At 69.0% G+C, this 20,294-nt stretch carries 18 protein-coding genes, 1 tRNA gene and 1 other RNA gene; 11 read left to right on the forward strand and 9 right to left on the reverse strand.

Annotation, left to right across the window (positions count from 1 at the left end):
• Positions 1 to 52 precede the first annotated feature (52 nt).
• Together pip and M1L58_RS22375 are read left to right on the forward strand one after the other, a co-directional pair.
• On the forward strand, positions 53 to 1,018 hold the full coding sequence (gene pip / locus M1L58_RS22370; protein WP_248660527.1) for a prolyl aminopeptidase: 966 nt from the start codon (positions 53 to 55) through the stop codon (positions 1,016 to 1,018).
• Positions 1,019 to 1,090: 72 nt separating this feature from the next.
• Positions 1,091 to 2,584, forward strand: coding sequence for a CYTH and CHAD domain-containing protein (locus M1L58_RS22375; RefSeq protein WP_248660528.1), 1,494 nt, complete (start codon positions 1,091 to 1,093; stop codon positions 2,582 to 2,584).
• Positions 2,585 to 2,767: 183 nt separating this feature from the next.
• Here the strand turns inward: M1L58_RS22375 and M1L58_RS22380 are convergent, their stop codons facing one another.
• The 6 genes from M1L58_RS22380 to cobC all read right to left on the reverse strand — a co-directional run bounded on the left by M1L58_RS22380 (position 2,768) and on the right by cobC (position 8,439).
• The gene (locus tag M1L58_RS22380; RefSeq protein ID WP_248660529.1) at positions 2,768 to 4,186 is read right to left on the reverse strand and encodes an RNB domain-containing ribonuclease; all 1,419 of its coding nucleotides are present in this window, start codon (positions 4,184 to 4,186) and stop codon (positions 2,768 to 2,770) included.
• A gap of 83 nt (positions 4,187 to 4,269) precedes the next feature.
• Positions 4,270 to 4,685: RNase P RNA component class A (gene rnpB / locus M1L58_RS22385), an RNA gene on the reverse strand.
• Between the two features lie 47 nt (positions 4,686 to 4,732).
• Positions 4,733 to 5,383 carry a histidine phosphatase family protein gene (locus tag M1L58_RS22390; RefSeq protein WP_006867864.1) on the reverse strand — a complete coding sequence of 217 codons (651 nt, stop codon included), beginning with the start codon at positions 5,381 to 5,383 and terminating at the stop codon, positions 4,733 to 4,735.
• A gap of 5 nt (positions 5,384 to 5,388) precedes the next feature.
• The gene (locus tag M1L58_RS22395; RefSeq protein ID WP_154885035.1) at positions 5,389 to 6,126 is read right to left on the reverse strand and encodes a zinc ribbon domain-containing protein; all 738 of its coding nucleotides are present in this window, start codon (positions 6,124 to 6,126) and stop codon (positions 5,389 to 5,391) included.
• 101 nt (positions 6,127 to 6,227) lie between these two features.
• The gene (locus M1L58_RS22400; RefSeq protein ID WP_248660530.1) at positions 6,228 to 7,367 is read right to left on the reverse strand and encodes a Nif3-like dinuclear metal center hexameric protein; all 1,140 of its coding nucleotides are present in this window, start codon (positions 7,365 to 7,367) and stop codon (positions 6,228 to 6,230) included.
• Positions 7,345 to 8,439: an Rv2231c family pyridoxal phosphate-dependent protein CobC gene (gene cobC, locus M1L58_RS22405; RefSeq protein ID WP_248660531.1), complete on the reverse strand. Its 1,095-nt coding sequence runs from the start codon at positions 8,437 to 8,439 to the stop codon at positions 7,345 to 7,347. The genes M1L58_RS22400 and cobC overlap by 23 nt, the downstream gene beginning before the upstream one ends.
• Before the next feature lie 30 nt (positions 8,440 to 8,469).
• Here cobC and M1L58_RS22410 point away from each other — a divergent pair, with 30 nt between their 5' ends.
• Positions 8,470 to 9,156, forward strand: coding sequence for an HAD hydrolase-like protein (locus M1L58_RS22410; protein ID WP_174310944.1), 687 nt, complete (start codon positions 8,470 to 8,472; stop codon positions 9,154 to 9,156).
• A 54-nt stretch (positions 9,157 to 9,210) separates the two neighbouring features.
• Complete coding sequence (locus M1L58_RS22415; protein ID WP_248660532.1) at positions 9,211 to 9,690, forward strand: low molecular weight protein-tyrosine-phosphatase; 480 nt, start codon at positions 9,211 to 9,213, stop codon at positions 9,688 to 9,690.
• A 22-nt stretch (positions 9,691 to 9,712) separates the two neighbouring features.
• On the opposite strand, the gene M1L58_RS22420 is transcribed toward M1L58_RS22415, so the two are convergent.
• Entirely contained in the window at positions 9,713 to 10,717 is a 1,005-nt protein-coding gene (locus M1L58_RS22420) for a zinc-binding metallopeptidase family protein (protein WP_248660533.1), read from the reverse strand.
• A 36-nt stretch (positions 10,718 to 10,753) separates the two neighbouring features.
• On the opposite strand from M1L58_RS22420, the gene M1L58_RS22425 reads away from it, so the two are divergent.
• Positions 10,754 to 11,803 carry an SURF1 family cytochrome oxidase biogenesis protein gene (locus M1L58_RS22425; protein WP_248660534.1) on the forward strand — a complete coding sequence of 350 codons (1,050 nt, stop codon included), beginning with the start codon at positions 10,754 to 10,756 and terminating at the stop codon, positions 11,801 to 11,803.
• On the opposite strand, the gene M1L58_RS22430 is transcribed toward M1L58_RS22425, so the two are convergent.
• Entirely contained in the window at positions 11,781 to 12,758 is a 978-nt protein-coding gene (locus M1L58_RS22430; protein WP_248660535.1) for a cobalamin biosynthesis protein, read from the reverse strand. The genes M1L58_RS22425 and M1L58_RS22430 overlap by 23 nt on opposite strands.
• A 40-nt stretch (positions 12,759 to 12,798) precedes the next feature.
• Between M1L58_RS22430 and M1L58_RS22435 the strand changes: the two genes are divergently transcribed.
• Positions 12,799 to 13,680 carry a spermidine synthase gene (locus M1L58_RS22435; protein ID WP_248660536.1) on the forward strand — a complete coding sequence of 294 codons (882 nt, stop codon included), beginning with the start codon at positions 12,799 to 12,801 and terminating at the stop codon, positions 13,678 to 13,680.
• 51 nt (positions 13,681 to 13,731) lie between these two features.
• Positions 13,732 to 15,828 carry a protein kinase domain-containing protein gene (locus tag M1L58_RS22440; protein ID WP_248660537.1) on the forward strand — a complete coding sequence of 699 codons (2,097 nt, stop codon included), beginning with the start codon at positions 13,732 to 13,734 and terminating at the stop codon, positions 15,826 to 15,828.
• A 297-nt stretch (positions 15,829 to 16,125) separates the two neighbouring features.
• Here M1L58_RS22440 and M1L58_RS22445 read toward each other — a convergent pair whose 3' ends face one another.
• On the reverse strand, positions 16,126 to 16,950 hold the full coding sequence (locus tag M1L58_RS22445; protein WP_248660538.1) for a maleylpyruvate isomerase family mycothiol-dependent enzyme: 825 nt from the start codon (positions 16,948 to 16,950) through the stop codon (positions 16,126 to 16,128).
• Positions 16,951 to 17,107: 157 nt separating this feature from the next.
• Between M1L58_RS22445 and M1L58_RS22450 the strand changes: the two genes are divergently transcribed.
• The 4 genes from M1L58_RS22450 (at position 17,108) to M1L58_RS22465 (ending at position 20,242) form a co-directional block, all read left to right on the forward strand.
• Positions 17,108 to 18,091 carry a helix-turn-helix transcriptional regulator gene (locus M1L58_RS22450; RefSeq protein ID WP_248660539.1) on the forward strand — a complete coding sequence of 328 codons (984 nt, stop codon included), beginning with the start codon at positions 17,108 to 17,110 and terminating at the stop codon, positions 18,089 to 18,091.
• Between the two features lie 54 nt (positions 18,092 to 18,145).
• A complete protein-coding gene (locus M1L58_RS22455) occupies positions 18,146 to 19,222 on the forward strand; it encodes an NAD(P)H-binding protein (RefSeq protein ID WP_006867877.1) in 1,077 nt (358 codons plus the stop codon).
• Positions 19,223 to 19,262: 40 nt separating this feature from the next.
• Positions 19,263 to 19,970 carry a CPBP family intramembrane glutamic endopeptidase gene (locus tag M1L58_RS22460; protein ID WP_248660540.1) on the forward strand — a complete coding sequence of 236 codons (708 nt, stop codon included), beginning with the start codon at positions 19,263 to 19,265 and terminating at the stop codon, positions 19,968 to 19,970.
• Positions 19,971 to 20,167: 197 nt separating this feature from the next.
• A tRNA-Val gene (locus tag M1L58_RS22465) sits at positions 20,168 to 20,242 on the forward strand.
• Positions 20,243 to 20,294: the final 52 nt, after the last annotated feature.

A 20,294-nucleotide genomic window follows, 5' to 3' on the forward strand; every position in this document is an offset into this window, starting at 1 on the left:
CCATATCCCCACAACTTCTACGGAATCCCGGTTGCGCCTAGGCTCGATGACCATGCGTGACTTCTACCCGGAGATCGAGCCCTACGAGTCCGGTCACCTCGATGTGGGTGACGGCCAGCAGATCTATTGGGAGACGTCGGGGAATCCCGACGGCAAGCCTGTGGTCTTCGTGCACGGCGGGCCGGGTGGTGGCACATCGCCGGCGCAACGACGCTTCTTCGATCCCGCGAAGTATCGGATCGTGCTGTTCGATCAGCGCGGCTGCGGACAGTCCCGTCCGCACATCGCCGACGGCGCGGACCTGAGCGTCAACACCACGCCTCACCTCATCGCCGATATGGAGAAGCTCCGTACCCATCTCGGCATCGACCGCTGGCAGGTATTCGGCGGCTCCTGGGGTTCGACGCTGGGCCTCGCCTATGCACAGACGCATCCCGGCCGCGTCACCGAACTGGTGCTGCGCGGCATCTTCCTGCTGCGCCGCAGCGAGATCGACTGGTACTACAACGGCGGCGCCGCGCACATCTTCCCCGACGTCTGGGAGACCTACCTCGAGCCGATCCCGGAGAACGAGCGAGACGGAGACCTGGTCGCCGTCTATCACCGGCTGCTGACCTCCGACGACCGCGACGTCGCCCGCGCTGCGGCGCGCGCGTGGACCGGCTGGGAACAGGCCACCAGCTATCTGCTCCCCCGCCCCGACGAGTCGGCTCCGTCCGACCCGGACGAGGCCGCTCGCTTCGATCTGGCCTTCGCGTCGATCGAGAACCACTACTTCGTCAATCACGGCTTTCTCGACGACGGGCAGCTACTCGACAACATCGACGCCATCGCGCACATCCCCGGTGTCATCGTCCAGGGCCGCTACGACGTCGTCTGCCCGATGCGCAGCGCGTGGGACCTCCACCGCGCCTGGCCGGCCGCCGATCTCCGCATCGTCGACGACGCCGGGCACGCCTCCTTCGAGGCCGGCATCAAACACCACCTCATCGAAGCGACCGACCGCTTCGCCGTATGAGGAGGAGTCGCCGGCCCCGCGGTCACTAGACTCGGGTCAGCTGGACCGTGTCGTCGGCGTCAGGAGGATAAGGTGGCCGCATCCGAGCAGGTCGAGGTGGAACTCAAGTTCGACGTGGACCCCGGCCACGTGGCCCCGGACCTGCGGGCGCTCCCGGGGGTCGTGTCGGCGACCGAACCCGAGACGTTCTCGCTCGACGCCACCTACTTCGACACCGAGAACCTCGACCTCGCCGGCAACAAGATCACCATGCGACGCCGCACCGGTGGCACCGATCAGGGCTGGCATCTCAAGCGCCCCACCGACATCCCCGGCGCACGTCGAGAGCTCCAGGTCGGCTTCGACGAGGCGCCGGCCGACGGAGAGATCCCCGAGGCCCTCGTTACGCCGGTCCTCGCGATCACCCGGTGTCGCAAGCTGGACCCGGTTGCCGTCATCTCCACCACGCGCACGGTGACGCGTCTGCTCGGCGTCGACGACGAGCCGCTCGCCGAACTCGCCGAGGACCTCGTCACCGCGCAGTCCCTGCTGCCGGGCGGACACTCCCAGCAGTGGGCGGAGTGGGAATTCGAACTCCTGTCCGGCGGCACCACCAAGTTGCTCAAGGCCGCGGACAAGGCCCTGCGCGCGGGCGGCGGCCGATCGGCGTCGAGTGCGTCGAAGCTGGCGCGTGCCATCGGCTCGACCCCGACCGTCCACAAGCCGCGACTCTCCAAGCGCCCCAACGCACTCGAGCTCGTCATCACCGACATCGCGTTGCACCGCAACAGCCTGATCGCCTACGACCCGCTCGTGCGTGAGGATGCCGAGGATGCCGTGCACCAGATGCGGGTGTCGTGCCGCCGGCTGCGCAGCGTGCTGTCGGGCTACCCCACGGTGCTCGACGCCGAGCGCACCGCCCACATCGGCGCCGAACTCAAGCTGCTCGCCCGAATCCTCGGCGACGCACGCGATTCCGAGGTGCAACTCGAACTCGACCAGTCCCTGCTCCGCGGGGAGAACGCCTCCCCGGAACTGCTCGCCGCCCTGGCCGGCGCCGAGACCCGCAACCATGACCGGGCGATCCGCGCCGCGCACGCCGCGATGTCGTCGAAGCGCTACTTCACCCTTCTCGACTCCATCGACGCCCTGCTCGCCTCTCCCCCACCCGGACCTGACGCCGAACTCCCCGCAACCGCCGTCGTCGATCAGGCGATCGCAAAGAGCCGCAAGCACATCCGCAAAGCCCAGGCCGATCTCGCCGACCTCACCGAGGGTTCGGTCGAATGGCAGGAACAGCTCCACAAGATCCGCAAACGCGCAAAGCGGTTGCGCTACAGCATCGATGCGGCCGAGCCGTTGAACAAGAAGAAGTACCGCGAAATCGGCGCGGTCGCCAAGAAGATCCAGTCCGCCCTCGGCGACTTCAACGACATCCGCATCAATCGCGCGCACCTTGCCGCGATCGTCGCCGACGAAAAGCTCGCCGCCGCCGACATGTTCATCGTCGGCCGACTCGACGCCCGCCTCGAAGCCGATGCCTACCGCGCCGTCGCCGAGTACCGCAAGGCCGCCAAGGACCTCTGACCCGCCCCGCCCCCGCTGCCTGAGGTTCGAGGAGCGCAAGCGACGAGCCACGAAGGCCTGGTGAGATCACCTCCCGCGCAAGCATTTTTCTCCCGCGGGACTGATTACTTCCCGCTTATTGGCTAGCACCCGCGGGCGGGAAACGGTCACGCGCGCGGTAAACGCTCCCGCGGGAGAAGCGCCCTACACGGGCCGGAACCCGACCTTCCGCGTCATCTCGTCGGCGGTCACCAACTCGACGTCGAGCCTGGTCCCCGGTCGGAGGTCGCCCTCGCATCCTGCGATGACCGGCGGGTCGGCGATAAAGATCTGGGCGGGCTTGCGTTCGGTGGCGGCCGACATGACGACCGCGTCGAAACGTTCGCCGACGCGGTCGCCGAGGATGACGGCCTCGGCGAGGTCGATGCTCGCGCGGTCGGCGGTGGCACCCAGCGTGTCGGCGGAGCGGAGGATCTTCGGCAGTGTCGGCAGGGCTCGAATCACCCACTCGGGTACCTCCTCACCCGCGGTGACCGCGAGGCAGACCTCGGTGGCGAACCGGTCGCCGAGTCGACGCAGCGGCGCGGTGACATGGGCGTAGAGACCGGCGATGGCGGCGTGCTGCTTCTTGTCGTGCGGAATGGCACGCGCCTCGTCCGAGCCGTCGAGCGCGAGATAGTTGGCGCCCCGCATGAGTCCGCTCGCTGCCGACTGGATGGCGAGTGTGCTCGGCCGGTCTCCGGGCAGGCCAGCCAGGAACCGACCCACCGCCATGCCCTCGGGCCATTCGACGCCGAGCGCCGTCGCGGCGGCGCGCAGATCCTCGACCGCCTCGGGATCGGCGGGCGGTAGCGTCCGCAACAGTCCGATGCCCGCGTCGGCCATGATCGTGCCCGCGCACATCCCGGCCAGCAGCGAGAGCTGGGAGTTCCACATGTCGGCCGGGGTGTGGGGTTCGAGATCGAGCCGCCAGCCCGCATCCGTACGGGACACCTGCTGGTCCGGCAGATCGAGTTCGACGGCCCCGCGGTCCATCGCCACGTTCTGCCGCAGCTCACCGAAAGCCGGCAGCGCCGCGATCGACGGGTGCAGGCGCCCGGCCTCGGCGTCGGCGCTGACCCCGGCGTAGTCGAACCGGGCCACGGATCGAATCCGCGCTCGCCGCACCCGGACGTCGGTGACCGTCCCGTCCCCCGCGACGCGGATCGTCCAGAGCACGCACGGCCGAACTTGTTCGGGCAGAAGCGATCCGCTGCCCTCGGACAGTTCCCGCGGATGCAGCGGCACCGAACCGTCCGGGAAGTACACGGTGGTCCCGCGGCGTCGGCTCTCCTGATCGAGTGCGCCCTCGGGGATCACCAGGGCCGCGACGTCGGCGATGGCGTAGTCGACGACGAAGCCGTCACCGTCGGTGGCGAGGTGGACGGCCTGGTCGAGATCGCGCGACGTCGGCGGGTCGATGGTGACGAACGGGACGTCGGTATGGTCCTCACGCGCATCCGCGAATCGGTCGACGGCGTCGCGGGCCTCGGCGAGCGCGTCGTCGCCATAGGACTCGTCCACCCCGAGCTGATCGCGGATACCGGCGAAGTCGATGTCGGGGGCGAAGAGGAAGCGCGTCACGTCTCGAACCCTAGCGCGCGTGAGCGCGGTCGAAACCGGAGCGCGCGTGAGCGCGGTCGAAACCGGAGCGCGCGGGCCGAGGGCGAACGAGTCGGCACGTAAGCCGGATCCTGTACCCGCGAGGTCTCTCGACCGTCGCGGGCGGCGACCATCCATCTGGGCACACCGTCGCCGGGTACCTCGAGCGGCCCACCCGCGGGCTGGGGCGAGCAGCCCTCATAACGCCCGCGCACACGCACCGCGAGGTGCATGCTTCGGCCTTGCTCCGGGTGGGGTTTACCGAGCCGGCGCGGTCACCCGCGCCGCTGGTGCGCTCTTACCGCACCGTTTCACCCTTACCGGCCTGACGGCCGGCGGTCTGTTCTCTGTGGCACTGTCCCGCGGGTCACCCCGGGTTGCCGTTAGCAACCACCCTGCTCTGTGGAGTCCGGACTTTCCTCGGTGCGCGGCGTGACGGCCTCCCGCCCGTTCCGCTCACCGCGGCCGCCCGGCCGACTCGTTCGCGGAACCCAGGATACGGCAGGGTCGTAATTCGATGTGCAGCCGTCAGTGCCAGTGCGCGGCGTCGTTGACCAGACGCACGACGGAACCGCCGTCGGGGAAGAACTCGGCGATCGACACCGACGCGAGGTCGAGGTGGAGACGGAACAACAGCTCCGGACCGACACCCAGCGCCTCACGCAACATCAGCTTGATCGGGGTGACGTGCGAGACGATCACGACCGTCTGCCCCGGATACCGCTGCAGCAGATCGTCTTTCGTCTCTGCGACGCGCTCGGCGACCTGAGCGAAGCTCTCACCGCCCGGCGCGGGCACGGTGATGTCGGACAGCCATTCGCGATGGATCTCCGGATGCCGTTCGGACGCTTCGAGGAAGGTCAGGCCCTCCCACTCGCCAAAGTCGTTCTCGATGAGTCCGGGATGTTCGACGACGTCGACCCCGGTCACCGCGGCGACCTCCTCGGCGGTGGCGCGGGCGCGGCTCAGCGGTGAGGTCACAATCGCCGAGATGCCCTCCTCGCGCTGAACCCGTTGGGCCGCCGCGCGGGCCTGGCGCACCCCCTCCGCGGTCAGCGCGGGATTGCCGCGCCCGGAGTACCGGCGATCCACCGACAGCGCCGTCTGGCCGTGGCGCAGCAGGATGAACCGGGTCGGTGAACTCCGCTGCCCCTGCCAGGACGGGGACTTCTCGCCCACGGGTGTCAGATCCCCGATTCGGCGGTCCGCACGAGGATCGCGCCGCATTCCTCGCAGCGGATGACCTCATCGGACAATGCCGCGCTGATCGAGGCGATGGTGCCGCGGTCGAGTTCCATGCGGCAGGCACCGCAGCGTCGTGCGCGCAGGAGTCCTGCGCCGATGCGACCGTTGGCCCGCTGCTTGTCATAGACGGCCAGCAGGTCGGCGTCGATCTCCGCGGCCAACGTGTCCCGCTTCTCGTGGGCGCGCGTCAGGTCCTCTTCGATGGTGGCGAGCGACTGATCCCGGCGGACCCGGGTGTCGGCAATCTTCTCCTCGAGGTGCGAGATCGTCGCGGCGGCGCGGTCGCGCTCGGCTTCGACGGCCTCCTGCTGCTCCATGAGGGTCAGCATCTCCTCCTCGAAGGCCGCGCGACGGCGTCCGAGTCCGGCGAGTTCGTGCTGCAGCTCCGACAATGCCTTGGGCGCCAACCCACCGGCGGCGAGCTGCTTGGAGTCCTTGGCCTCGCGGTTGGCCATCCCGGTCACCTCGGACTCGATGCGGCGGTATTCGCGGCCCAGGTCCTCGGCGGAGATCTCCGCGCGCACCAGATCGTCACGGGCAGCGTCGATCGCCTTCTCCTGCTCGGCGATCTCGGCGTTCTCGGGCAAGTTCTTGCGGCGATGCTCGAGTCGGTTGATCTCGGCATCGGAGTCCGCGAGATCGAGCAACAGTCGCTGCACTCCGGCGTCGACTTTCATTGCGGCCTCCTCTCTCTGAAGTTCTGAAGTCCCCCTACCGTACGCGGCTGGTCCCGGCGTTCCGGCGGGCGGATGGTCTTTGTCAGGAAGTCCTGCACCACTCACCCGAAGCTGTGCAGCCCGAACGGGTCGGTCGGCGTGTCGTACACCACCACCGGCACGTCGCATTCGGTGCGGACCAGCTCCGCAACCTGCGCGCACCAGGGGAACTCGGTGGCCCAATGTCCGGCGTCGACGAGTGCCGGCCCGCCGTCGCGCAGACTCTCGTCGGCGGGATGGTGGCGTAGGTCGCCGGTCACATAGACGTCCACGTCGAGCCCGCGCACACGCCCGAGCAGCGAGTCGCCGGCCCCACCGCAGACCGCGACCGTGCGCACCAGCGCATCCGGATCGCCGGCCGCCCGGATTCCCGACGGTGCGCCCAGTGCGCGGGCGACGACCCCGGTGAAATCACGCAGTGTCATCGGCTCGGGCAGCGAACCGACCCGGCCCAGACCCACGCCGCTGCCGAGGTCGGCGAGCTCGAAGACGTCGAACGCCGGTTCCTCGTACGGATGAGCGTTGCGCAGCGCCCGGAGCACCGACCCGCGGATCGACCGGTTCGCGACCATCTCCACCCGCGCCTCGTCGACGTGGGTGCGGGTGCCGATCTCGCCGATCGTCGGTGTCGCATCCTCCTGCGCCTCGAACTGGCCGGTACCCACGACCGTCCACGAGCAGTCGCGGTAGTCGCCGATGGCGCCGGCGCCGGCGGCGAACATCGCCTCACTGACCTGTTCGACGTTGCCCTCGGGCACCATCACCACCCACTTGTCCAGTGGTGCAGCCGCTTTCGGTTCGATGGGCACGGTGTCGACGACGCCGAGCAGGTCGGCGAGAGCGTCCGACACACCCGGTCGCGCACTGTCGGCGTTGGTGTGGGCCGACAACAGCGCGATGCCGTTGCGGATCAGGCGGTGCACGATGCGCCCCTTCGTGGTGTCGGCGGCCACCGACGTGACTCCGCGCATCAGCAGCGGGTGATGGGCGATCACCAGGTCCGCTTTCCCGGCGACGGCCGAGTCGACGACGGCATCGGTCACGTCGACGCACGCCAGGACTCGACGCACCGGCTCGGAACGGTCGCCGCACACGAGCCCCACGGCGTCCCAGGACTCGGCGAGCGCCGGCGGATACGCACGCTCGACGGCGTCGACCACGTCCCCGACGGTGATCCCCTCAGACGTCGATCCGGTTCCCATCCCTCATCTCCTCTCGTACCTTCTCGATGGCCGCGGTCAGCGCGCGGACCTGCTCGACCGGACGTACCGCGAGCCGCAGATGCTCGTCGCCGAGTCCGACGAAGTTGGCACAACTGCGCACCGCGAACCCGCGGTCGACGAGGCGTTTCTTCACCTCGGTGGCGCGCGGTACCTCGACGAGGACGAATGGCGCGGCCGGCTCCGCCACGACTACCAGACCGATCCGCGTCAGTTCGTCGACCATCACGGCGCGCTCGGCCGCGACCCGTCGGGCCTGCTCGGCGCAGTAGCGGTGTCCCTCGTCGCCGAGGCAGGCGGTCAGGGCGGCCAGCGCGGGTGTGGACAGCGCCCAGGGACGACGCCCCGCACGCAGTCGTGCGAGGATCTCCGGCGCCGCGAGAAGATATCCGGCCCGGAGCCCGGCTAGTCCGAAAGTCTTTGTCACGCTACGGATCACGATGAGGTCCGGCCAGTCCGACGATGCCAGCGACTGCGGCTCGAGTTCATCGTCGGCCCCGAGGGTGAGGTCGGCGAAGGCCTCGTCGACGACGATGATGCGTCCCGGTCGCCGCAGCGCGTCGATCGACTCCCGCGGGTGCAGCACCGACGTCGGGTTGGTGGGGTTACCCAGGATCACCAGGTCGGCGGTGTCGGGCACCTGCGCCCCGGACAGGCGCCACGGCTCGTCGAGCGGAACCTGCGTGATCGGCACGCCCGCGGCACGGAGTGCGATCTCCGGTTCGGTGAACGACGGCTGGATCAGCGCGGCATGGCGCGCGCCGAGGCGGGGGAGCATCTCGAAACCGTCGGCCGCGCCGGACAGCAGCAGCACGTCGTCGGGCGAGCGACCGTGGGTGGCGGCGATGGCGGCGACCGCGCGCCGCTCGTCGTCGCGGCCGGGATACCGGGCCAGGTCACCGAGACCGCGCGTGATGGCGTCGAGGACGAAAGGCGGTGGAGTGCCACGGACATTGACGGCGAAATCGATGAGCCCGGGTGCCGCGTCCTGATCGCCGTGCCGATCCGGATCGGACGGGTCGGATGGGGATGCGACGCCAGACCCAGCTGTCATGTCTATTGACCTTACGTGCACGATGGACGCGTGTTGACGCCGCCAGATCCCCGCCATCCTGACACCGTGCTGCTCTTCGACCTCGACGGCACGATCACCGACAGCTTCGCGGGTATCGCCAACAGCTTCCGGCACGCCCTCGCCGCCGTCGACGCGCCCGAGCCCGATCCGCAGGTCGTCGCGGGCATCGTCGGGCCGCCGATGATCGACACCCTCAACGGCCTGGGGCTCGCCCCCGAGGTCGCGGAAGAGGCGATGCGCGCCTACCGGGAGCGCTACACCGAGATCGGCTGGCGGGAGAACGCGGTCTACGACGGGATGCCCGACGTCCTGGCCGACCTGTCGGCGTCGGGGCGCACGATGGCGGTCGCGACGTCGAAGAACCAGACCACCGCCCACCGGATCCTCGAGCACTTCGGTCTCACCGACCACTTCAAGTACATCGCCGGCGCCAGCGACGACGGCACGCGTCGCCACAAGGCCGACGTCATCGCCCACGCGGTCGCCGAACTGGGGCTTCCCGTCGACGCCGACACCGGCCACGTCACCGCGCCGGTCGTGATGATCGGCGATCGCAGTCACGACGTGCACGGCGCCGCGGCCTTCGGCATCTCAGCGATCCTGGTCAGATGGGGTTACTCTCTGCACGGGGAGGAACAGGACGCCGCTTGGACGGTTGAGTCTCCAGCCGAATTGCGCGACGTCCTGGGTATGTGACCGGCGCCCCTGGATCATCGAGCGCGCCGGCGCGTCGAGCTGAGGTAGACACCAGTGGCTGAAGAACTACACATCTGTTTCGTGTGCACGGGCAACATCTGCCGGTCGCCGATGGCGCAGAACATCTTCCGGAACGCTCTGGACGACGCCGGGCTGGGTGGCAAGGTGCGCGTCAGCAGTTGCGGGATCACCGGCTATCACGTCGGCGAGCCGGCCGACAACCGTGCCCGCACGGAACTGCTCGCCCACGGCTACTCCGACGCGCACGTGGCGGCGCTGCTCGGACCCGAACACTTCGACGCCGATCTCTTCCTGGCGATGGACGACGGCCACGTCCGGGAGCTCGAGCGCAAGCGGCTCGGCGACCGGACGCGACTGCTGCGGTCGTTCGACCCGTCGGCACCCGCTGGCGACCTCGCCCTGCTCGACCCCTATTACGGAAGCACCGACGATTTCGTGGCCACCCGCGAACAGATCGAGAGCGCGGTCCCCGGTCTGATCGACTGGGTACGGATGCAGCTGGGCGTGGCCTGACGACCACGCCGACCGACCGGTCTCAGCCGACCGGCGCCACCAGGTTGTGCACGAAGCGGATCTTCTCCAGCACCGGCGCCGGGAGCACGAACGGGTAGAGGTCCGGGTGACCCATCGACCGGTTGATCTGATTGAGCGCCCACGTCAGCGGCAGCCACTCATCGATGATGCGGTCGAAGCCCACATCGCCCGGCGGGACGCTCTCCAGCGTCGTGCCCGAGGGCGCCATCGCGAACGCGGCCGCGGTGTCCAGGGTGTCGCGGATGTGCAGGTAGTGCGCGAAGGTCTCGGCGAAGTCCTCTGCCGGGTGCATCGTGGCGTAGGCGGAGACGAAGTTCTTCCGCCACCCCTCCGGCGCACCCTCCTTGTAGTGCCGGTCGAGCGCTGCCTGATAGTCGTCGTCGGGGTTGCCGAACAGTTCCTCGAACCGCGGCCGATGATCGTCGGTGATCAGGACGAGCTGGTAGTAGTGGCCGATCTCGTGCCGGAAGTGTCCGAGGACCGTCCGGTACGGCTCGTCGAGTTCGACGCGCATCTGCTCACGGTGGACGTCGTCCCCCTCGGCGAGATCGAGGGTGATGACACCGCTGGCATGACCGGTGATGACGTTCTGTTGCGCGCTGGAGAGCAGGTCGAAGGCGAGGCCCGTGGTGGGATTCTCGTCACGATTCTCGATCGGCAACCCGAGCTCGGTGAGCTCGAGGACGAGACGCCGCTTGGCGGTCTCGGCCTGGCCGAACACCACCAGCGCCTCGGGATCGTCGTCGCCGGGACGGGTGCGCGTCAGCTCGCACGACCGGCAGAGCTCGGGGTTACCGGTCCACTTCACCAGCCAGTTGCATTGCGCGACCTTGTTGTTGGCACATCGCTCGAGGAGGACGCCGTCGACCTCGGCGCGACCCGTGTCGTCGAGGACCTGGATGGAGCGAGACCCGAGCCAGAACCCGAGTGGGCTCTGGCAGCTCAGACACAGACTGTTCTCGAAGGACAGACGCTGGCCGCAGTTCAGGCAGATGAAGTCTCGCATTAGATCACGCTACATGCGCTGAGTAACCTGGGCATCGTGCATGTGCTGCGAACGATCCTGCGTCCCGGGTGGATTGCCCTCGGCGTCGTCGTCGTGGCGTTCGCCGTGGCCTGCTTCACCCTCCTCGCGCCGTGGCAGCTGGGTAAGAACTCCGACACCGAGCGCCGCAACGATCTGATCCGTACCGCAACCTCTCTCGAAACCGCTCCGCTGGCCGAGGTGGCGCCCTCGTCGACCTTCGACCGGTCGACCGAGTGGCGCGAGGTCGAGGTGACCGGTCGCTACCTGGAGGACCAGCAGGCATTGGTGCGGCTGCGCAACATCCAGGAACGCCCCGCCGTGGTCGTCCTGACGCCGTTCGCGGTGACCGGTTCGGATCGCGTGCTCCTCATCAACCGCGGTTTCGTCCGCCCGGTGGAGGGCGGGGTCCCCGACGTCCCGACACCGCCGGCCGGCGAGCAGACCATCGACGGACGGATTCGCGCGGCGGAAAGTGTCAGCGCCGACCGCGGCTCCCTCTCCGACAATGGAGTACTCACGGTCCCGTCGATCAACCCGGGTCTGGTCGGAACAGCGACCGGTACGTCGATGGACGACTTCTACCTACAGCTGTCTCCGGACCAGCCGGGCTCCCTCGGTGAGATCCCGCTCCCCCAACTCGACACCGGCCCCTACCTCTCGTACGGGCTGCAGTGGCTCGCCTTCGGGATCATGGCGCCGCTCGGCGTCCTGTACTTCCTGATCGCCGAGATCCGCTCACGCCGGCGCGCTGCCGCCGCGCGGGCCGCCACCGCAGCGGAGGCCACTGCCGAAACCGGTGAGGTCGCCGACGCGGACACCGCTCGTCCCGCGGGCACGGCACCTGATCCGCAGCCGAGTAGCGCCGCCTCCCGCGCCGAACGTCGTCGGCAGATGCGCGAAGAGTTACGCGCCGCGAGCGGCACCACGGTGGTCCACAACGTCGGACGCATCGGCCACGGGCCCGTCGCCGACGACACGGTCGGCGATGTCCGCGACGCGACGCCCGACCCCCGCAGGCAGGACGGTGACGTGCGGGACAAGCTCAGCCGGCGCTACGGCGGCTGAGCCCGTACCGGATCAGGCATCCCGCAAAGCACGCGGCCAGCGTCGTGCGCTGGACCCGCCGCGACAACTCGACCGCTGCCCTTAGATCGGCCGGCTTCGGTGCCGGCCCGGAACCCAGCGTCGGCCGTTGTTCGACGCCGTGCGGGTAGACGGTCCGACCCCCGAGTTGCACCCCCAGGGCGCCGGCGAACGCAGCTTCGACGACCCCGGCGTTCGGGCTCGGATGCGCGTGACTGTCACGACGCCAGGCCTCGGCGGCGCCGCGGGGCGACCCGGACACCAGGACGATCAACGCGCCCGCGAGTCGAGCCGGGACGATGTTGGCGATGTCGTCGAGACGCGCGGCCGCCCAGCCGAAATCGCGATAGCGCTCGTTGCGGTACCCGATCATCGCGTCGAGAGTGTTGACCGCGCGGTAGCCGAGGATCCCGGGTACGCCGGCGACCGCTCCCCAGAACAACGGTCCGACGGTCGCGTCGGAGGTGTTCTCGGCGATCGACTCGAGTGCTGCCCGACAGATCCCCGCCTCGTCGAGTGACTTCGGGTCCCGGCCGCAGAGACTCGGGATCAGGGCTCGCGCCGCGTCGATGTCGTCGGACTCGAGGGCCTCGGCGACCGCATCTCCGACCCGGCACAGTGAGGTCCCGCCCAGCGCGATCCAGGTCGACGCGGCGGTCACCGCCACCAGGGCCGGCGCCCGACGCCCGGCCGTCGCAACGACTCCCACGCCCACGACGCCGCCCGCGGCCACCGCGACCAGACCGGCTCCGGCGGCCCGCGAATCGCGGTACATGCGGCGTTCGAGCGCCGACGTCAGCCGACCGAACCCCGCGACCGGATGCCCCGTCGACGGGTCCCCCAGGGCCTCGTCGAGGAGGAAGCCGGCGACGAGTCCGGCTGCGGTCGACAGAACTCGTCGTGCGGGTCGGTTTCGCTGCTCACGGGTCAGGGACACCGCGCGATGGTATCGACCGCGCTCGTGCCAGACTCGACCCGTGGCCAGGTCAACCGCGGAACCGACCCCGGGTCGGCACGTCATCGACACCGGTGTCGCCGAACTCGCGCGCGACACCATCGCCGGCGGCTGGTTGCTGACCGTCAACGGCGCACACAGTTCGCACATCGATCCCGACGATCCGACCGTGCTCGACTTCGAGTACCTGCGCCAGATGGCCGCCGTCATCGCCGAACGCCACCCCACCTCGGCCCGGTTGCGCGTCCTCCATCTCGGCGGGGCGGCCTGCGCACTCGCCCGCTACCTCGACCACCGGTACCCCGACGCCCGGCAGGTGGCGGTCGAGGTCGACGGCGAGCTGGCCCGCCTCGTACGTGAGTGGTTCGACCTGCCCCGCGCTCCCAGGCTGCGGATCCGGGTCGGCGATGCGCGGGAGGTCGTGACGTCGCTCCAGCCGGGGACGCGCGAGGTGGTCGTGCGCGACGCCTTCGCCGGCGACCGCACGCCCGCACATCTGACGACCCGTGAGTTCACCAACGCCGTGCGCGACGTGCTCGTGCCGGGCGGGCTGTATCTCGCCAACTGTGGTGACAGCCGGGATCTCGCGGGAGCCCGGGCCGAGGCCGCCACCGTCGCCTCGGTCTTCGAGCACCTCCTGCTCATCGCCGACGCCGCGATGTTCAAGGGTCGACGCACCGGCAACATCGTCATCGTCGGCAGCGATGCCCCGCTCGACGCGTCGGCGACCCTCGTCCGCACCTTGCTCAGCGATCCCCTACCTGCGCAGATCCTCTCCGGAGCCAAGGCCCGCGACTTCGCACGCGGCCCGGGTCTCACGGACGCCGACGTCGCATCGCCAGCGGCCGTGATCGCCGCCGGTCGCGCGTCCGGTCGATGTACGAAGCCGCTCCCCAGTCGTTAGGGTGGTTTCGACCGCCGGCCGAGATCTGACGATCGTAGAACCGAGGATGACGTGACCGATCCATCGTCGCGAGCGGGCACCACACTGGGCCCGTACCGCATCGACAGACTCCTCGGTCGCGGCGGCATGGGTGAGGTGTACGAGGCCTACGACACCGTCAAGGAACGACGCGTCGCTCTGAAGGTGCTTCCGCCGCATCTGGTGCACGACAAGGACTTCCGCGAACGGTTCGAGCGCGAGTCGAAGACCGCGGCGAAACTGTCCGATCCACACGTCATCCCGATCCACGACTGGGGCGAGAAGGACGGCGTCCTGTTCATCGACATGCGCCTCGTCGACGGTCAGGATCTGCGCAAGGTGCTCGGCTCCGGTCCCCTACCGCCGGATCGGACGGTGCGCATCCTGGGCCAAGTCGCCGCAGCACTCGACGCCGCGCACCGCGATGGCCTCGTCCACCGCGACATCAAACCCGACAACATCCTCGTCGACGCCGACGACTTCGCCTACCTCGTGGACTTCGGTATCGCGCAGGGCACCACCGACAGTCGGCTGACCCAGGTGGGAACCGCGCTCGGCACGCTGGCCTACATGGCGCCGGAGCGGTTCGGCGACGAGCCGGCCGGCCCGGGTTCGGACAACTACGCCCTCGCCTGCGTGCTCTACGAATGCGTCACCGGCCAGACCCCGTTCCCGGCGAAGACCGATCAGGGCCTGATGACCGCGCACATCACCAAACCGCCTCCGCAGACGGGCGGCCCGCTCGACCCGGTGATCGCGCGCGGCCTCGCCAAAGACCCGGCGCAGCGCTTTCCGAGCGCGCGCGAACTCATCCACGCCGCCTCCGACGCACTGTCGGGCCGAGCGCCGACGCCGGCAACCCGACCGCAGACACCTCCGTCCGAGCAGGCACCGCCGACGGTCGTGCCCCAGCCGATCTCGCCCGCGGGCCTGACCCCGCCGCCCCGCACTCCTCGCCCGCCGCAGTCCCCACCGCCGTCCCAACCCCCGGGTGCCCACCCGACGCCGGGTGGCTCCATGGCGTCCGATCCGACGATGGTCCGCGGTCTGAGTTCCGGCCCGAATGTCCACGGGCCGCAGCATTCTCCCGGCTCCGCCGGTGGATACGGTCCTCCCCCGGGAACGTCCGGGCCGCAAGGATTCTCGCGCCCTTCGGGTCCGCAGCCATATTCCGGACCGCCCCACTCCGGGCCGCAGTCCTATTCGGGGCCGCAGTCTTACTCTGGGCCGCAGTCTTACTCTGGGCCGCAGTCTTACTCTGGGCCGCAGTCGTATTCGGGGCCGCAGTCGTATTCGGGGCCGCAGCGGTATTCGGGACCCCAGGCGTTCTCCGGCCCCAACCAGTGGGGCGGCTCCCCGACCCCGCCCCGGAAATCGAACACCGGCCGCAACATCGCGATCGCGATCGCCGTGGGCGTGGTGGTGATCGCCCTCGGGGTCACCGGCATCGTCGTCGCACTGTCCAACGGCGGGGATGATCCGCCGGACCCCGACACCTCCAAGCAGGCGATGCCGGCGGGCACCGTCGCTTGTGACTACCCGGCGCGCACGGTCGTCGGCGGCATCACCCAACCCCTGCCGGCGTCGACCCAGCCGAACACCGGCACCGTGGAAGCGCAGATCCCGATCGCCGCGCAGGGCACCATCACGATGACACTCAACCGGGCCGAGGCCCCATGCAACGTCGGCGCGATGGTCTCGCTGATCAAGTCCGGGTTCTACGACGGCAGCAAGTGCCACCGGGCGTCGGCGAAGTACTTGATCTGCGGATCGTCGGGCGGCAAGGAGGGCACCAACCCCGGCTGGACCAGCCCCGACGAGCTCCCTCGGGACCTCCCGTCGGCCGGCACCGACGACAACGGAATCCCGCAGGTCACCTACCCACGCGGCACCGTCGGCATCCTCGATCTCCCCGATGACGAAGGCGCCACCGGCTCGACGACGTTCTTCATGCTCGCCGACGACACCGACCTCCCGCTGACCTACTCCATCGTCGGCACCATGGACCCGTCCGGACTCGCCGTCCTGGACAAGATCGTCGCGGGCGGGTTCACCCCCGCCAAGCCCGGAGCCCAGTCGGGACCGCCGAACCAGAATCTTCTGATCCAGAAGGCGACGGTCGGCGAGTAGCCGACACACAGCTTCCTGAGATGGGAGCCCATTATGTCGCTACATGAGGTGCGAGGAGCGATGCGCACCCCCTGGCTGCCTGAGGTGCGAGGAGCGAAGCGCACCCCCTGGCTGCCTGAGGTGCGAAGAGCGCAAGCGACGAGCCTCGAAGGCCTGGTGAGTCGACCGCAATTCTCCGCATCGACCGAGAAATTCGTCCCCCTCAGGGCCATCCGAGGGCAATATGCCCTCGAATCACCATGAGGGGGACGAAATTTCGCAGCACTCGGCGGTATAGCCGGTCGAGGTGCGAACCTCTCAGATCACGTAGTTCATCCGATCAAGAATCGCGTTCCCCAGCGCGGCGTCGCCGTCGATCTCCACCGCATTCGGGTCGGCGTCGCGACGCCCACCCGCGCAGCGGGCGAGGTTGGCGGCGTCGATCCGGAGCCGCACATCGGCCGACTCGTCGCCGCCGTCGAACTCTTCCACCAGCGACGCACGGTCGCCGACAAGAATCCGAGCCGTTCGCGCCGACAGACCGGTGATGTCGAAGAGCACCTTGCTGCCTTTGGGCGCGTCGGCGCGCTTGCCGACCACGAACGGCAGTGAGGCGCTGATCTCATCGAGCGCCAACGACGCTGGGACGGGGTTGGTGACGGCGGAACCGTCGGTGCCGTCGCGCAGGTCGATCTCGTGCATCCAGCAGTCGAAGACGCGGATGCGCATGAAGCGTCCGTAGGTGTCGGCGCCCGCCGGCGTCATCGACGGGGCGTCGAACTGCTCCTGCGTCATCGCCTTCAGAGCCTTGGTGCGAACCGTGACGACTTCGTCGAGTGCGGCGAGGACCTCGGCGCGCGGCGTCGGACGGTAGTGGTCGACCCACTTCTCGTTGAGCTCGCCGATCGGGTTGCGCACGTGGTCGAGTGCGCTGACCGTGCGGGTGGCCTCCACGTCACGGCCGTCGAGCATGTTCTCGGTGCCGATGATGTGCGCGACGATGTCGGCGTTGGTCCATCCGGGCAGCACCGAGGCCGCGGACCACTGCTCGTCGGTGATTCCGGCGGCGACGTCGGCGATCGCGGCCCACTGGGCGATCAGGCCTTCGGTGACCTCGGCGAGCGGCAGGATGGTCGTCGGCATGTGATGCTCCTTGCGTCGTGCGCCCGGCGAGACCCGGACCGCACCAACCCTATCGGGGCCGGTGTGCACCGCGAGCGCATTGACGCACCGTGACGATCCGCGCCCGAATCGCCGAACAAGGACAGAACCTGTCCGCATCCTGCGGCAAGATGACTGCATGTTGGAAACCTCGGCCCGACTGCTCGCCCTGTTATCGCTGTTGCAGACGCGTCGGGAATGGTCGGGCAAAGAGCTCGCGGAGCGCCTCGACATCACGACCCGCACCGTGCGACGCGACATCGACAAGCTCCGCGAGCTCGGTTACCCCGTCGACGCGAATGTCGGTGCGCGCGGTGGGTATCGGCTCGGCGCCGGCGCGGAGATGCCGCCCCTGCTCCTCGACGATCAGGAGGTTCTCGCCGTCGCGCTGGGGCTCGACGCGGTGACGACGGGCGCGGTCGCCGACATGGCCGAGGCCTCGGCCGGGGCGCTCGCGAAACTGCGTCAGGTCATGCCGTCCCGACTCCAGCACCGTCTCGACGCGCTGCGGATCGAGGCCATCCCACGGGAGGCGCCGACGAGTGCGGTCCCGGCCGAACGCCTCACCGACATCGCCACGGCCTGCCATCGCAACGAACGCTTGCGATTCGACTACCGGCGCAACGACGGCGAGGAGAGCCGACGCGAGGTCGAGCCGTTCCGTCTCGTGCGCAACGGAAACCGTTGGTATCTCGTCGGCTTCGACCTTGCCCGCGACGACTGGCGCTCCTTCCGCGTCGACCGCATGGACCCGAAGATCCCCACCGGCCCCCGGTTCACCCCGCGCGAACCCCCCGAGGGTGGCGCGGCGGCCTTCGTCGCCCGCGGGCTCGGCGCACTGCAGCAAAAGGCGATCGCACGGGTCCGCATCCACCTGCCCCTCGACGAGGTCGCGCCGATGATCCACCACTATTGGGGCGCCCTGGAATCCGGCGACGAGAACAGCTGCGAGGTGACCGTCTACAGCTCCTCACTGACCTCGATCGCACGTTGGATGCACGCCTTCGACGCCGACTTCACCGTCATCGAACCCGACGAACTACGTGTCGAACTGGGCGCCGTCGCGGAGTATCACGACGAGGTCGCCGAACGTTATCGACGCGCGATGTCCGCTCGTCCTTGACCCGCTGACCTGCAATTCCGGCCGGATCGTCGAATATTCTCTACGGTCGAAGGCATGAGGCTACTCATCACGGGGGCGACCGGGTATGTGGGTTCCCGGCTCGTATGTGCATTGCTGAGGCAGGGTCACGAGGTCGTGGTCACGTCCAGAGATACCCGCAAGCTGGACCGATTCGGCTGGTCGTCGGACGTCACCAAGGTGGCCATGGACGCCGACGACCCGATCTCGGTCAAGAAGGCCATATCCGACGCCGGGCGCGTCGACGCGATCTACTACCTGGTCCACGCGATCGGGCAGGCGGACTTCGCGAACGGCGATCGCGACGCGGCACGCAACGTCGCCGAGGCCGCGCGCGATGCCGGCGTCGGCCGGATCATCTACCTCGGCGGCTTCGTGCCGGCCGACGACAAACTCTCCTCGCATCTGCAGAGCCGCGCCGACGTCGCCGAGGGGCTCGTCGTCGAGGACGGTCCGGAACTCGTGTGGTTGCGCGCGGCGGTGATCATCGGCGCCGGATCGACGTCGTTCGAGATCATCCGCTACATGGCCGACCGCCTGCCGGTGATCCCCGAACCCGACTGGATCACCAACGAGATGGACCCGATCTCCATCCGCGACGCCATCCACTACCTTGTCGCCGCGTGTGAGTCATCGCTTCCGCCAGGCGAATACGACATCTCCGGACCCGACCACGCGCGCTACATCTCGATCCTGCACGAGTACATCTCCGCGGTTCGCTTCCCGCGGTTGCGGCTCCCGGTCTTCGGGGTGAGCACCCGTCTCGCCGGCCGCCTCGGCGGCATGTTCGTGCCGGTCCCGGCGTCGCTCACCGAGGAACTCGTGACGTCGTTGAACCATTCGATGACGGCGTCGGAACACAGCATCCGCGAACTCGTGCCGCCACCCGAAGGCGGCCTGACGCCGATGCGCGACGCCGTGCGCGCGTCCGTCGAATCCCCGTATCCCCGGTCCGTCTGCGATCTGCACGACCTGCACCATCTCGCCGACACCGATCCCGCGTGGGCCGGCGGCGACTGGTTGCGCGTCAAACGCCGCGCCGTCGGGACGATCGGTGGCACGCTGCGGATGTCGGCGAAGATCGCCGGAGCTCTGCTGCCGACCCGTTCCTGACCGACCTGTGTCCGCTGACGACCGACCTAGGTGGTGACGACTGCTGGTGACTGCACTGGCTCGCGACCTCTACAACTCGATAGCGCTGGATCGTGATCCCGATCCGGGTTCCCACTACGTCCGACGCCGCTGGCTGGTCGGTGTCTTCCTCGTCATCGGGGCCGTCATGCTCGGCATCTCGCTGCGCGTGGAGCCCGGCGACACCGCCTTCTACCCGCTGACGGTCGGCATGGCCGTGGTGTGGATAGTCGGAGCCTTGGTCTCCGGTCCGCTGCGGCTCGGTGCCTACAGCCCGGTCGCGTCGCGTCCCCCGGACCGTCTCGGGGCCATCGGCCTGGGCACCGTCGTCGGTCTCGCGGTCGGTGCGGCATTCGTCGTCGGTGGTCTGATCGCGCGGATGATCCCCGGCGTCAGCGACCTGGCGAACCAGGTGCTCGCCTTCGCCGACTACGGCAGCCTCGCCATCGTCACCGTCATCACCGTGGTCAACGGTCTCGCCGAGGAGCTGTTCTTCCGCGGGTCGGTCTACTCGGCGGCCCGCCCCCACAATCCGGTCCTGGTGTCGACGGTGATCTACGTGCTGGTCACCATGGCCAGCGGCAACGTGATGCTCGGCTTCGCCGGCGCCGTCCTGGGCACCGTCTGCGCGATCCTCCGACGCAGCACCGCCGGGGTCCTCGCGCCCGCGATCACCCACGTCATCTGGGGCGCGATCATGGTGCTCGCGCTCCCGCCGATCTTCGCCTGAGTCGCCGACCGGCGAACCTCATCTCGACCTGCAGACGTCGACCGAAGTCTGCAGGTCGAAGTGAGGTTCGCCGGTCGGATCGTTCGCACCCTGAGTAGCCCCGGAGCCTGCGGAGGGGCGTATCGAAGGGCAGGTTTGGGCGATCGGCCTCGACCGACTAGATTCGTTGTCGCACGTGCCGCGACGCGGCACAGCACGCGCGTATAGCTCAGCGGTAGAGCTCTGGTCTTACACACCAGCGGTCAGGGGTTCGAATCCCTTTGCGCGCACCACATCAGCCGATCCATAGCCCCAACCCGCGCTCACGGGCTGTTTCGAAATGCG

Origin of the sequence: Gordonia sp. C13, from assembly GCF_023218005.1 — a bacterium.
GTDB lineage: Bacteria > Actinomycetota > Actinomycetes > Mycobacteriales > Mycobacteriaceae > Gordonia > Gordonia namibiensis.